General features: G+C 41.5%; 13 protein-coding genes. 10 read left to right on the top strand and 3 right to left on the bottom strand.

What is annotated here, in order from left to right; translation table 11 throughout:
• Positions 1-16 precede the first annotated feature (16 nt).
• Entirely contained in the window at positions 17-637 is a 621-nt protein-coding gene (dhaL, locus tag E0E32_RS09715) for a dihydroxyacetone kinase subunit DhaL (RefSeq protein ID WP_066192182.1), read from the top strand.
• Positions 638-639: 2 nt separating this feature from the next.
• Positions 640-1029, top strand: coding sequence for a dihydroxyacetone kinase phosphoryl donor subunit DhaM (dhaM, locus tag E0E32_RS09720; protein ID WP_066192184.1), 390 nt, complete (start codon positions 640-642; stop codon positions 1027-1029).
• 38 nt (positions 1030-1067) lie between these two features.
• Here dhaM and E0E32_RS09725 read toward each other — a convergent pair whose 3' ends face one another.
• A complete protein-coding gene (locus E0E32_RS09725) occupies positions 1068-2252 on the bottom strand; it encodes a Gfo/Idh/MocA family protein (protein WP_130859679.1) in 1185 nt (394 codons plus the stop codon).
• Positions 2253-2418: 166 nt separating this feature from the next.
• On the opposite strand from E0E32_RS09725, the gene E0E32_RS09730 reads away from it, so the two are divergent.
• The 4 genes from E0E32_RS09730 (at position 2419) to E0E32_RS09745 (ending at position 6511) form a co-directional block, all read left to right on the top strand.
• Entirely contained in the window at positions 2419-3231 is an 813-nt protein-coding gene (locus E0E32_RS09730) for a helix-turn-helix transcriptional regulator (protein WP_066192187.1), read from the top strand.
• 116 nt (positions 3232-3347) lie between these two features.
• Positions 3348-4499, top strand: coding sequence for a Gfo/Idh/MocA family protein (locus E0E32_RS09735; protein WP_066192189.1), 1152 nt, complete (start codon positions 3348-3350; stop codon positions 4497-4499).
• 12 nt (positions 4500-4511) lie between these two features.
• Positions 4512-5690, top strand: a complete 1179-nt coding sequence (locus tag E0E32_RS09740) for a dihydrodipicolinate synthase family protein (protein WP_066192191.1) — start codon at positions 4512-4514, stop codon at positions 5688-5690.
• Positions 5687-6511, top strand: a complete 825-nt coding sequence (locus E0E32_RS09745; protein ID WP_066192193.1) for a sugar phosphate isomerase/epimerase family protein — start codon at positions 5687-5689, stop codon at positions 6509-6511. Before E0E32_RS09740 ends, E0E32_RS09745 begins: the two co-directional genes overlap by 4 nt.
• Positions 6512-6995: 484 nt before the next feature.
• Here E0E32_RS09745 and E0E32_RS09750 read toward each other — a convergent pair whose 3' ends face one another.
• Positions 6996-7523: a GNAT family N-acetyltransferase gene (locus E0E32_RS09750; RefSeq protein WP_066192194.1), complete on the bottom strand. Its 528-nt coding sequence runs from the start codon at positions 7521-7523 to the stop codon at positions 6996-6998.
• 224 nt (positions 7524-7747) lie between these two features.
• Between E0E32_RS09750 and E0E32_RS09755 the strand changes: the two genes are divergently transcribed.
• The 3 genes from E0E32_RS09755 to E0E32_RS09765 all read left to right on the top strand — a co-directional run bounded on the left by E0E32_RS09755 (position 7748) and on the right by E0E32_RS09765 (position 9649).
• Complete coding sequence (locus E0E32_RS09755) at positions 7748-8266, top strand: DoxX family protein (RefSeq protein ID WP_066192196.1); 519 nt, start codon at positions 7748-7750, stop codon at positions 8264-8266.
• Positions 8267-8328: 62 nt separating this feature from the next.
• Complete coding sequence (locus E0E32_RS09760) at positions 8329-8847, top strand: DoxX family protein (protein WP_066192200.1); 519 nt, start codon at positions 8329-8331, stop codon at positions 8845-8847.
• Between the two features lie 328 nt (positions 8848-9175).
• Positions 9176-9649, top strand: a complete 474-nt coding sequence (locus tag E0E32_RS09765; RefSeq protein ID WP_130859680.1) for a hypothetical protein — start codon at positions 9176-9178, stop codon at positions 9647-9649.
• Between the two features lie 301 nt (positions 9650-9950).
• Here E0E32_RS09765 and E0E32_RS09770 read toward each other — a convergent pair whose 3' ends face one another.
• Positions 9951-11126, bottom strand: a complete 1176-nt coding sequence (locus E0E32_RS09770) for an ROK family transcriptional regulator (RefSeq protein WP_130859681.1) — start codon at positions 11124-11126, stop codon at positions 9951-9953.
• Between the two features lie 538 nt (positions 11127-11664).
• On the opposite strand from E0E32_RS09770, the gene xylA reads away from it, so the two are divergent.
• Positions 11665-12984, top strand: coding sequence for a xylose isomerase (gene xylA / locus E0E32_RS09775; protein ID WP_066192207.1), 1320 nt, complete (start codon positions 11665-11667; stop codon positions 12982-12984).
• Positions 12985-13063 lie beyond the last annotated feature (79 nt).

A 13063-nucleotide genomic window follows, 5' to 3' on the forward strand; every position in this document is an offset into this window, starting at 1 on the left:
ATAAAGGAGAGCTTTGATGATCATATTAAACGTAGACCAAACCAAGCAATGGATGGTAGAAATCCATCAAAGAATGGATGAGCATAAGGAGCAACTAACGTCCTTGGATCAGGCCATCGGAGACGGGGATCACGGGACGAATATGGTGAGAGGTTTCCAAGAGGTAGTGCATAAAACGGAAGACACCGATTATGAGAATGTAGCAGATGTTTTGAAATCAGCTGCCATGACATTAACGGCGAAGGTAGGAGGAGCATCAGGACCGCTATATGGTACGGCTTTTCTTCAAATGGCTATGTCATTGCAGGGCAAGGATGTGACAGACAAGGCATTTATCGAGGCCATGGACGCTGCTACAGAAGGTATTCAATCGAGAGGGAAAGCAGAATTTGGAGACAAGACGATGTATGACGTCTGGTTTCAGGTTGCCTCTTTTCTCCATTCGGAGCCTTATGAGACATGGAGAGATATGCTGGAAGTATGTCAGGCTATGATTGAAGATACCCGTGAAATGGTCGCCAAACGCGGTAGAGCTTCTTATTTGAAGGAACGCTCTAAAGGTCATATTGATCCGGGCTCCATGTCTTCTTTTTATATTTTTGAGGCGTTAGTTGCCGTACTAGATTTGGAGGGATAAAGGTGGCAGACAAAGTAGGGATAGTCTTGATTTCCCATAGTGCGCAGATTGGGCAAGGTGTATTTGATCTTGTTCAGCAAGTAATCACAGAGGTACCCATTGCAGTAGCGGCAGGTACAGATGAAGAAGAGATAGGCACAAGTATGGAAAAAATTCAACAGGCCATCGAGCAGGTGGATCAAGGGCAAGGCGTGTTATTGCTTTATGATTTAGGCAGTGCGAAGATGAATGCCGAAATGGCGATCGAGTTTACGGAAGTAGAAAATGTCCAGATCGCTGAACACGTCGCGCTTGTAGAAGGAGCATATATTGCCGCGGTGGAGGCGAATATGGGGAAATCACTGGCGGAGGTCCGCCAAAGTCTGCGTAAATTAGAAATAGCTGAAATGTGAAGGAATCAGGGAGGCCTGATTCCTTTGTGTTTTTTCATTTAAAAGGTGACTGTTTCCCCCGCTGAACTCCAAGGCACATCGAGTTCATGCGGTAAGCAGAATTGTAAATAACAGTTCTTCCACAACCCTTCCAGACCATCAACGGTTGTTAACTTATTGGAGGGGTGATAATGAATCAAATGATCCGGAAAGCTTGGTACATTCGGTACGGACTGGTGCATGGCATAAATGGCCTCCACGTGAGTGCTTGCAGCTTCAGGTCCACATAATATCGAATCATCATCATTTTTCATTGCACTTAACATCACGTCCAGCTTGGCCAAATGGTCTTTTTCTGGATCCTCATAGGTTGTTTCCGTGCCATCTTTCCACTGAACAACGATTTGATCATCTTCTTCAACAGGTTCATAGTGTATCACTGCCTTTTCAAATACAAGCTTGTATCTCGGTCGATGCTCGTTGGCTACGGCATGGGAAGCAAGATAAAGGATATTTACGTGATTGGTTGTTTGTATTTCTACAGCGCACGTGTCAAAGGTCTCAATTGGATTGGCACGATAAAGCTCGCATGTCAGTTCTTTGATGGAGGCACTTGTTTCCATCGTGTCACCAGCTAAATAGAATAAGTGGTGCAGGAAGTGTGCCGTGGCATTGTTCGCTACACTATCAAAAATCCAGTCCCCATCAGAGCTATATTGTTTACCTGCCCAGCTGGAACGATTAAAATAGTCCGCGTTGCGAGGCCATAATACTAGGCTTTTCATGCTGATCGCACGCCCGAACGTCCCTTTTAGAATGTCGTGTTTTAATTGCTGTATCGTGTTGGTAAATGACCAATTAAAGCCAATCGCCAGTTTTTTTCCTGTACGATCTCTTGTCTGGATCATCTCTTGCAATTGTTGAGGGTTGCCTGTTGCTGGTTTTTCACACAGGACATGGCTTCCTTGTTCCATCGCTAAACATGCTTGACTTTTATGTAAATGAATCGGTGACGCAATAATGGCCAAATCAGCCGTTTGTTCTTGGTAAAAATCTTCTAGTGTGTGATAAATAGGTATTTCTTGATTCATAACCTCTTGATAAAAACGAGATCGCTCAGGGGCTATATCTACAAGACCTGTAACGTATACGTTTTCATAATGTCCGGAAAAAATTCGCTCCAAGTAAATTTGTCCATAGCCACCCATGCCTACAAGCACGATCGATATTTGTTGATTAGTCATTCATTTGTCCTCCCTTTTGCTTTTTAGAAAAACTATATCATATAATATGACTATAGCAAAATAAATCTATTTATCTGGTTTATAAGAATACTAGTATGCATTTTCCTATTACTGTAAAAAGCGCAGCCGCTTAACGATATGAAAAAAAGAGAGGGATGGTTCACCGATGCTTAAACCTATTAACTTAGATCCCTTTGGTGTACAGCTGTACGAAAGCAAACACCATGCAGGAAATCGAATTGATGAACACCATCATGATATCTATCAACTGATCTATACACTGGAAGGAAGCGGTAAGATCATGTTGGATGGCGAGGTCTACCAATTAAAACAGGATCATCTAACCTTTATTACCCCATTCACACATCATGCGATTATAGCCGATCACAAATTGACGGTTTTGGTATTGGCCTTGGATCACCGAGCCATCAACGTTAGTACCGAAAAGCTATTTGAACACTCGTTGTCTGAGTCGAAGTTGATCGGGTTAAACCCATTTATTAGCAGTGAGGTGCGCCCATTGTTACGTACCATGTTATATGAGCAAGCCCATGCAACTCTCTATCAAGAATCGGCGTTACATATTTATTTGTCGCAGTTACTGCTATTGATTTCCCGAAGCGAACAACATCAAGAAAACTTTGATGCGAATTCTCTGCGTGCGGAAAGATTAAGGGAATATATCGATACACACTATTATAAAGCCTTACACGCGGAGAATCTGGCTGCCAAATTAGCGATTAGTACACGGCATATGAACACCATATTCAAAGAGACGTTTCATATGACGCCTATGCAATACTTAACCGAGATACGTATTCAGCTATCAAAAAAAATGCTCATGGAAACAGATAAAGAAATCGCCGTTATTTGTTTTGAAGTCGGGTTTGAATCGTTATCCACTTTTTATCGCACATTCAAACATCATACGTCGCTGTCACCTCATAAATATCGAATCAATCAAACGGGAGTATCTTGATAAAAAGAAACAGTATTCAAATTCCGAAATTGAGAATTTTATTCTTAGATTAATAAGACAATTTTTTTTCAATGCCTTAGAATAGAAATATCTAAAGAAAAGAGAGGAGAAAGCAGATGGCACAGCATAAAATAGGAATCATTATGAATGGGGTAACCGGCCGAATGGGGACCAATCAACATCTCATTCGTTCCCTTAAAGCGATTAGAGAGCAGGGAGGGGTCTTGTTACAAAACGAAGATACCTTAATGCCAGATCCCATTCTGGTAGGGAGAAACGAGAAGAAATTGAAAGCGTTAGCAGAGGAGCATGGAGTAGAGCGCTATACAACAGACCTAGAGGCTGCCTTAGCAGATGAATATAACGAAATTTATTTTGATTCACAGACCACCGTACGCAGGGCAGAGGCAATCAAACAGGCAATTGCTGCTGGCAAGCATATCTATTGTGAGAAGCCTACTGCAACTAATTTAGAAGGTTCCATTGAATTGGCAAGATTGGCAAGAGAGGCAGGAGTGAAAAACGGAGTTGTCCAGGATAAGTTGTTTTTACCAGGATTACTTAAGTTGAAGCGATTGATTGACTCAGGCTTTTTCGGGGAGATGTTAGCTGTCCGCATGGAATTTGGCTATTGGGTATTTGAAGGTGATTGGCAAGAGGCGCAACGACCTTCATGGAATTATCGTAAAGAAGATGGCGGTGGAATTATTGTCGACATGTTTGCCCATTGGCGTTATGTGATTGACAATTTATTCGGTAATGTGAAGGCTGTTTCTTGTATTGGTGCCACCCATATTCCCGAGCGTATCGATGAACATGGCGAGCCTTATCAAGCAACAGCGGATGATGCGGCTTACGGCACTTTTGAATTAGATAACGGTGTGATTGTACAAGCTAACTCATCCTGGGCTGTAAGGGTCAATCGCGATGATTTATTGACGATTCAAGTCGATGGTACGGAGGGAAGTGCCGTTGCCGGTTTAAGAGATTGTAAGGCACAGCACCGTGTTCATACGCCGAAGCCAACTTGGAATCCTGATATTGACAATCCTTTTGACTTCCAAGCACAATGGCAGGAAGTACCAGCTAACGATGTGTTCGATAACGGATTTAAAGTACAGTGGGAATTATTCCTAAAACATGTCCATGCCGATGAGCCATTCCCGTGGGATTTATTAGAAGGGGCGAAAGGAACACAACTATCTGACCTTGGTTTGCAATCATGGGAAGAGCGTCGCTGGATTGATGTACCGGAGATAAAATTGTAGGAGGTATGCGGTTTGACTAAATTACTTTTACCAAGTCAAGAAGGGAAATTGTATAGCTATCAGCCAAGTGCGGCAACCTCATTCCATATACCTGAAAATCGACCTTTTTCCAGCCGTATCGCTTATTCGGCTGCACATGTGGTAGCTGATCCACTTGCCAATGTGGATCCAACATTAGAGGTCGCCATTGATTGGGACAAAACAATGGAGTATCGTCACTATTTATGGTCGCTAGGTCTATCGGTTGCCGAGGCAATGGATACGGCGCAACGTGGAATGGGATTGAATTGGGAAGGGGCTAAACAGCTTATCTCGCGCTCGATTCAAGAAGCGAAAACAGTTGGCGGTCAAGTTGCTAGTGGAGTAGGTACGGATCATTTAGCACCTTCTGCTGATGTAACCTTAGCAGATGTCGAGCAGGCGTATGAAGAGCAAGCGGCATTTGTTGAAGGGGAAGGCGGCCGGATCATTCTGATGGCAAGCCGTGCATTGGCTGCTTGTGCTCAAGGACCTGAAGATTATCAACGTGTGTATAATAAGATTTTAAGTAGTGTTTCCCAGCCTGTTATTCTCCACTGGCTTGGGGATATGTTTGACCCTGCTTTAAAAGGTTACTGGGGCTTCACGGATCTGGATCAAGCCATGGAAGTATGTCTGCAGATTATTCGTGATAATGAAGATAAGATTGATGGTATAAAGATTTCATTGCTGGACGATCAAAAAGAAATCGACATGCGCCGTATGCTGCCTGACAGTGTGCGTATGTATACTGGAGATGACTTTAATTATCCGGATTTAATCAAAGGCGATGAACAAGGATACAGTCATGCCTTACTAGGAATCTTTGATGCGATTGCGCCAGCTGCCTCTGCCGCCTTGCATGCCTTAGATCAAGGGGATGAGGCAACATATGATCAATTATTAGAGAAGACCGTGCCATTATCACGCCATATTTTCCAAGTACCTACTTTTTCTTACAAAACAGGCGTCGTCTTTATGGCCTATCTAAACGGTCATCAAGACCATTTTCGGATGATCGGTGCAAAAGAAAGTGCCCGTTCGATTACCCATTTATCTGATTTATTTGTGATGGCTGATCAAGCAGGTTTGTTAAGAAATCCTGAGCTGGCGACAACACGTATGCAACAAGTGCTTGCTTTATCAGGTATCAAACAGGAGGGGATGAGATGACGGTAGATAGATCCTTATCCGATCGTCTAAGCTTGAATCAAATTACGACCGATCAATGGAATCTGGAGCAAGCCGTTGATGGTTGCTTAAGACATGAGATACCGTGGATATCGGTATGGCGACATAAAATAGAAGAGATAGGTTTAAAGCAGGCAAAAAAACTGATTCAGGATGCCGGTTTGTCAGTCTCCAGCATCTGTCGTGGCGGGATGTTCCCCGCTGCCACCGCTAAGGAAAGAGGAGAGCGATTGGATGATAACAAACGTGCCATTGAAGAAGCCGCTGAATTGGGAACAGACACCCTGGTTTTAGTATGTGGCCCAAGTGCAGGCCGCGATATCGCAACTGCTCGCCTCCAGGTGGCCGAAGGAATCGATCATTTAGTACCTTATGCAAAGGATTATGGGGTAAAGCTTGCGATCGAGCCATTACATCCTATGTTTGCTGCCGATCGATCGGTGATTAATACGTTGAATCAAGCATCGAATATTGCTGAAAGATATCAACCTTCTGAGGTAGGGGTGATTGTCGATGTGTACCATGTCTGGTGGGATCCCCAGTTATATCAAGAAATGGATCGCGCCAAGGGGAGAATTCTAGGTTTCCACGTTTCCGATTGGAAAGTGCCAATGCCAGATATGTTCAAGGGGCGAGCAATGATGGGAGACGGTGTCATCGAAATTAATCGCATGCGTCAAGCTGTTGAGCAAGCCGGTTACCACGGCCCGATTGAAGTAGAAATTATTAATCAGTCACTTTGGGATCGACCAGGTGATGAGGTATTAGCCGAAGTAAAGCAGCGTTTTTTAGAACACGTGTAAAACGTAAAACTCTCAGTGATCTGGGAGTTTTGTTATGTTTTAATGGAAAGAATCAGTCGAATCGTGAAATATTGTCCATAAGAATGAATGTCGCGGACTGAGGAGAGAAAGTCTCATTCTTGGGTCCATAAGAATGAATCTCGCGGACTGAGGAGAGCCAGTCTCGTTCTTGGGTCCATAAGAATGAATCTCGCGGACTGAAGAAGAGCAAATCGTATTCTACAGTCTGTAAGAACGAATCTCACGGACAAAAAAACGCCAAATCACGAAATACTGTCCGTAAGAATGACCCTAAACAGTAAAAAAGATCAGCTAAAACCACTTCATTTTACCCGCTAGATTGGATGACTACCCGTATGTAATAGTTATGAGAGGGAACTATTGGATCAGCGCAAAGCAATCAAACTGTGTTCCAGAAAAATAAGCTATCATTGTTTTCGCTACAATCTTCAAACTAGTTACCCATTTTATCTTGCGCCTCAGGTTATTCAGCTAAATATTCCGCTCTACCAATGGAGAAACCGTAATGGGGCATATCCATTCCATAGTAATGACGAGTGAATCTTCCTTTTATTGTCATGCCATTACGGATGGCGACATTCATGGAAGCAATATTGTTGTCACGAATAATAGAATAAACTTCATCCACATCCAGTGATTCAAAGGCATATTTTTTGGTAGCTTTCGCCGCTTCAACTGCAAATCCCTGATGCCAACAATCCCGTCTTAGCAGGTAACCAATTTCCAATACAGACTCTCCAGCGAAATCTTGATAAGTTAAGCCGCATTGACCAATCATTTCATCCGTATCCTTGTGTATCAATGCCCATAGCCCATGGCCATCTTTTCGGTAGCGATCGATTTGACCATCCAACCACTCGATTGTTTCTTCATCACTAAACGAATGTTCATAGGCGTACATCGTTTGTGGATCTTGCAGAATCCTGGATAAAGCACGCAAATCACTTGCTGCCATTTCTCTTGTGTATAATCGTGTGCTTTCAAAAATCATTGATCATTCCACCTTTCTATACTAGAATATCATGGCTGGAGAATCACCAGAAGTGATAAGAACTGTATAAAACCTATCCATTCACAATTCAGACACAATTATATGTGAAAATATACACAAACTTATTGACGTATTAAAAAGGGGATGATATGATATACATGTAATAGTTAATAACACATTAAAAACTATTATGTGAATAATTGAACAAAAGGGAGTGGGGAGAAATGTTTGTACAGTTTTTAAGGGGTAATCGTTATGTAGCAGCAGTCTTGGCGGTGATTCGAGTGTATTTGGGGTATCAATGGCTCACGGGGGGCTGGCACAAAATAACCGGAGGGTTTGACGCAAGCGGCTATCTACAAGGGGCAGTAGCCAATGCTGGCGGCGAGAATCCAACCGTGCAAGCGTGGTGGGGTGTTTTCTTAGAAAAAGTAGCCTTACCTGGCGCTGATATCTTTAGTATTTTGGTAATGTGGGGTGAATTTCTTGTTGGTATAGCATTAATCTTAGGTTTATTCACTAATTTTGCAGCACTAATGGGAATCATGATGAATTTCGCTTTCTTATTCAGCGGTACCGTCAGCACCAATGCTCAAATGGTATTATTGACCGTCTTCTTATTAGTGGCAGGCTATAACGCTGGCAGATATGGACTAGATCGCTATGCTTTACCATTTTTGAAAGCAAAACTATTTCACAAAGATCCAAAAGAACCGTTCCAAAAACCAGTTATTACTCATTAATAGACGGAATCGTTCACCATTTTATGTGAAGTATTGAACAAAAATAAAAGGGAGTGGGAGAAATGTTTGTACAATTCTTGAGGGAGAACCGTTATGTAGCTATCGTGTTAACTTTTATTCGAGTATATTTGGGGTATCAATGGCTCACAGGGGGCTGGCACAAAATAACCGGAGGGTTTGACGCAAGCGGCTATCTACAAGGGGCAGTAGCCAATGCTGGCGGCGAGAATCCAACCGTGCAAGCGTGGTGGGGTGTTTTCTTAGAAAAAGTAGCCTTACCTGGCGCTGATATCTTTAGTATTTTGGTAATGTGGGGTGAATTTCTTGTTGGTATAGCATTAATCTTAGGTTTATTCACTAATTTTGCAGCACTGATGGGAATCATGATGAATTTTGCTTTCTTATTCAGCGGTACCGTCAGCACCAATGCTCAAATGGTATTATTGACCGTCTTCTTATTAGTGGCAGGCTATAACGCTGGCAGATATGGACTAGATCGCTATGCCTTACCATTTTTGAAAGCAAAACTATTTCATAAAGATCCCAAAAACGTCGTTCCTAACACAGTAGAAGCACATTAAATATAAATAAAGTAAAGCACCTCTTTCCATTAGGAAGAGGTGCTTTTTGCATAAAAAAAGACACCCTATTATTAAATAGGATGCAAAGGGGGACAATCTATTTTGAATCAAAACACTGTACACTTTGTTCATCAGATGAAACAAAGTATGTACAAAACAACTAATATTGCAACTGAATTTATTATATAAAATAAAGAAAGCGATTACAATAGGTAATTAGAACTATTTGTATAAAAAATGAATAACATGAAGATTAATAAATGAACATGAATTGGAATATAGTGTAGAAAACCCGCTTTTTTTACTTTGAAATTTATTAGGTGATGACATGCGTAGAAGAAGGCTAAACAAACAATCAAAAAGGCTCATCCTGCTATCTATTGTGCTGGTTATATTGATCTTGTTGTTCGTTTTTTTGCTGTTATATCTTTTTTCTGATGAACGGCAGGCGGTCAAGGTAGCTGACACCTTTTATCAACATGAACAGCAGGGCGATTTTGGTGATTCTTGGGGATTGTTCCATTCATCTATGAAGGAGCGGTTTAGTAAAAGTGAGTATGTGCAAGATCGTGCCCATGTGTTTTTAGAGCATTTTGGGGTGACCGCTTTTGATTATCAATTGAGTGAAACGGAAAAGGTAAAGGATTATCAAGTCAATGAGAACACCTCTTTACAAACGGCCTATCGCCTGACAGCTACCTACATATATGAGAGTAAATATGGGTATCTAGAAATAAGCCAGCCCGTTTTTTTGGTGCAGGAAGAAGGGGAATGGTGCGTTACATGGGAATATAATCAATAACCAATGACTGATGTTTTTTAATGAACGGAGGAACGGAATTCGCTCCTCCGTTCGCAACCAATCTTATGGACTGAAGAATTGAAATGGCGTTCTCCAGACCGAGAGAATGAATCTGATTCATTTCATCATCCTATTTCTCCATGAAGGGTAGTTCCTGTATCTAGAACTGTTCATTCTAAAATGTTGTCGTACGGTTGTACAGTTTTGATGTAGCATATTCCCTTAGCCTCCTATCATCCATTGTAAGGCTAGCAGTTAGGCCATTATGGCTCGTTATAAGTGACTAATCCACCTGTTCTTTCTAACTAGTGACAACCTGGTCACCAGTTGTTTCAAAAAACTTTTCAATCGTAAAGGCTGCCATTCCTAGTACGGTAGAATGCTTGGTCAACTGGGCACTATTGATATGCACATCATCTTTATTAAAGCCGATTGCATTTTGTTCAATTCTTTTCTGAATGGCTGGAAAAATATATTTCTCCGCTTTTTGTAAAATGTTTCCGATAATCACTTGTTCTGGATTGAAAATATGAATAATATTAGTGATACCAACGCCCAAATAGTCGCCAATCTCCTCAAACAATGACAATACATTGGCATCACCTCGATCGGCGTCTGCAATGAGTTGTTCGATGGTTGGATGGACATATCCAAGGGCTTCAGCTTTATTAAGCAAAGCCTGCTGTGAGGCATATAATTCCCAACAGCCTTGATTACCACAACGGCAGATCAGTCCATCCTTTTCAATGGTCATATGCCCTAATTCACCAGAAAAACCTCGTAATCCTTTATAAAGCTTACCGGCTAGAATAAGCCCTACTCCAATTCCGATGCTGGCACTGATATAAACGATCTCATTGGATAGCCTGCCTGCACCATAAACCCTTTCTCCATAAGCACCTGCATTGGCTTCATTTTCTACAATAACCGGTACTTGATAACGTTCGAGCAGTTGTTGCTTTAACGGTACTTGTTTCCATCCTAAATTTGGCGCCAAAAGAATTTTCCCCTCATTGGTAACCACCCCAGGAACTCCAATACCAATCCCCACAATGCCATAAGAAGAGGCAGGAGCCTGACTCTTTAATTGATCAATGCATTCAAACAAAAGTTTATGTACAACTTCCACCTCACTGTTTTCGAACTCGACTCTTTGTTCGGCAATGAGTTGACCACGTAAATCAGTGAGTACCGCTAATATACTGTGTACCCCTAAATCAACGGAAATCGTATAACCGGCTTTTTCATTTAGTAACAGCATGACGGGTCTTCTGCCACCGCTGGACTCTCCCGTGCCAGATTCATAAATAAAATGTTCTGTGATTAACTCACTAATCAGGGAAGAGACAGTTCCTTTATTTAAACCGGTGACCTGAGCAATCGAGGCCCGTGAGATGGGTGCCTTCTCTAGCACGGTTTGTAAAACAAGTGCTTTATTCTCTTTTTTTACGACGTATTGATTCCATGTTTGATTCAATCATTTCACTTCCTTCTATCATAGTTAGATGCGACCGGGCAGGCTAACGTCGCAATGTCTTGCGCACCTCTGAACCTCATTTATTGCACCACCTGCATGTCGGAATGTGTAGGTGAAATCGAATAAGTAGGGGGGCGCTAGCATTTATGAACTTACGTTTTTGTTAGGTAATATATCTTGTAAAGACATTGAATATAGAACATTGTAATAAGAATGGTAACTTTGTCTCCCGTATAATATTCCAGTCCAATATGTCATCCTAGGCACATCAACGTGTCAATTCCAATGATGATTCATTATCATGTTGTAAAAAGTTGATACTCAAGAAAACGTCACTTCTCCATTTTTTGATAAATGTTTATCCAGCTTCTAGGATCTTCCTTCTATTGTAGCATACCGTGGAATGAATTTCTATTTTCTTAGTTTATCCGCTAGACAAACTAAGGAGAGATTGCTATACTAAAGGCAAGGTGTTGAAACAAAGCATGATGTTGGACACCGTATTTCAAATGAATGATTTAAAGATGGAGGGAATAAAATGGTATGGTTTGAAAACGTTAACAAGATTAAATATGAAGGAGCGACTTCATCCAATCCGCTTGCATTCAAATTTTATAATCCGGAAGAAAAGATCAATGGTCAAACGATGGAGGAATTTTTGCGCTTTGGAGTGGCTTATTGGCATACGTTTACCGAAGATTTGAGCGATCCATTTGGTACAGGGACAGCCATTCGTAATTGGGATACATATGGCGGCATGGATCGAGCCAAGGCAAGAGTGGAAGCGGCATTTGAATTATTTGAGAAGCTTGGAGTGAAATATTTCTGTTTTCATGATGTCGATATAGCACCAGAAGGCGATACATTAAAGGAAAGTAACGATAATCTCGATACGATCGTTGCTATGATCAAAGAATATATGAACACGAGCGATGTGAAATTGCTTTGGAATACGGCCAACAACTTTACGCATCCGCGTTTTGTGCATGGTGCTGCCTCTTCCAATAATGCGGACGTATTTGCTTATGCAGCAGCCAAAGTAAAAAAACAACTGGAAATAGGTAAAGAATTAAATGGAGAAAGCTATGTGTTTTGGGGAGGTCGTGAAGGATATGAAACGTTACTAAATACCGATCTAGGCTTGGAACAAGATAATTTGGCACGCTTTTTCAACATGGCGGTTGATTATGCCAAGGAAATTGATTTTGGTGCTCAATTCTTACTGGAGCCAAAACCGAAAGAGCCAACCACACATCAGTATGACTTTGATGCGCAATCATCGCATGCCTTTTTGTTGAAATATGGTTTGCAAAATGATTTCAAACTAAATATTGAAGCCAATCACGCTACATTGGCAGGACATACCTTTGAACATGAATTGCGTTATGCACGTGTCAATGGTATCTTAGGATCCGTTGACGCCAATCAAGGGGACCCATTGCTAGGCTGGGATACCGATGAATTCCCTGCTGATATTTATTCTACGACATTGGCTATGTATGAAATAATCAAAAATGGTGGACTTGGCGCAGGTGGTTTAAATTTCGATGCCAAGGTAAGGCGCGGTTCCTTTGAACAAGACGATTTATTCCATGCACATATTGCCGGGATGGATCACTTTGCGATTGGATATCGTGTCGCTAGTAAATTAGTCGAGGATCAAGTATTTGAAAAACTGATCGATGAACGCTATGCAAGCTTTAAAGAAGGAATTGGCAAGGATATCGTAGAAGGAAAAGCAGATTTCAAGTCATTAGAAGAGCATGCCTTGAACCTGCGAGAAATAAAAAATAAATCTGGTCGTTTAGAAGTTATTAAAGCAACGATTAATCGATATCTCTTAAATATGAATGCCTAAAAACGGCAGAAGGAATGGCTTAGTTGATTAAGCTCGACTAGGCCTTTCTTGTAGCTTAACACTGCATTTCAATGAAACG

It is taken from the genome of Gracilibacillus phocaeensis (genome assembly GCF_900626275.1).
In the GTDB taxonomy this organism is placed as follows: Bacteria; Bacillota; Bacilli; order Bacillales; family Amphibacillaceae; genus Gracilibacillus; species Gracilibacillus timonensis.

Coding starts and splice junctions, on each gene's coding strand:
- dhaL (WP_066192182.1), top strand. CDS start 17: ATGATCATATTAAACGTAGACCAAACCAAGCAATGGATGGTAGAAATC.
- E0E32_RS09725 (WP_130859679.1), bottom strand. CDS start 2,252: ATGACTAATCAACAAATATCGATCGTGCTTGTAGGCATGGGTGGCTAT.
- E0E32_RS09730 (WP_066192187.1), top strand. CDS start 2,419: ATGCTTAAACCTATTAACTTAGATCCCTTTGGTGTACAGCTGTACGAA.
- E0E32_RS09735 (WP_066192189.1), top strand. CDS start 3,348: ATGGCACAGCATAAAATAGGAATCATTATGAATGGGGTAACCGGCCGA.
- E0E32_RS09745 (WP_066192193.1), top strand. CDS start 5,687: ATGACGGTAGATAGATCCTTATCCGATCGTCTAAGCTTGAATCAAATT.
- E0E32_RS09750 (WP_066192194.1), bottom strand. CDS start 7,523: ATGATTTTTGAAAGCACACGATTATACACAAGAGAAATGGCAGCAAGT.
- E0E32_RS09755 (WP_066192196.1), top strand. CDS start 7,748: ATGTTTGTACAGTTTTTAAGGGGTAATCGTTATGTAGCAGCAGTCTTG.
- E0E32_RS09760 (WP_066192200.1), top strand. CDS start 8,329: ATGTTTGTACAATTCTTGAGGGAGAACCGTTATGTAGCTATCGTGTTA.
- E0E32_RS09765 (WP_130859680.1), top strand. CDS start 9,176: ATGCGTAGAAGAAGGCTAAACAAACAATCAAAAAGGCTCATCCTGCTA.
- xylA (WP_066192207.1), top strand. CDS start 11,665: ATGGTATGGTTTGAAAACGTTAACAAGATTAAATATGAAGGAGCGACT.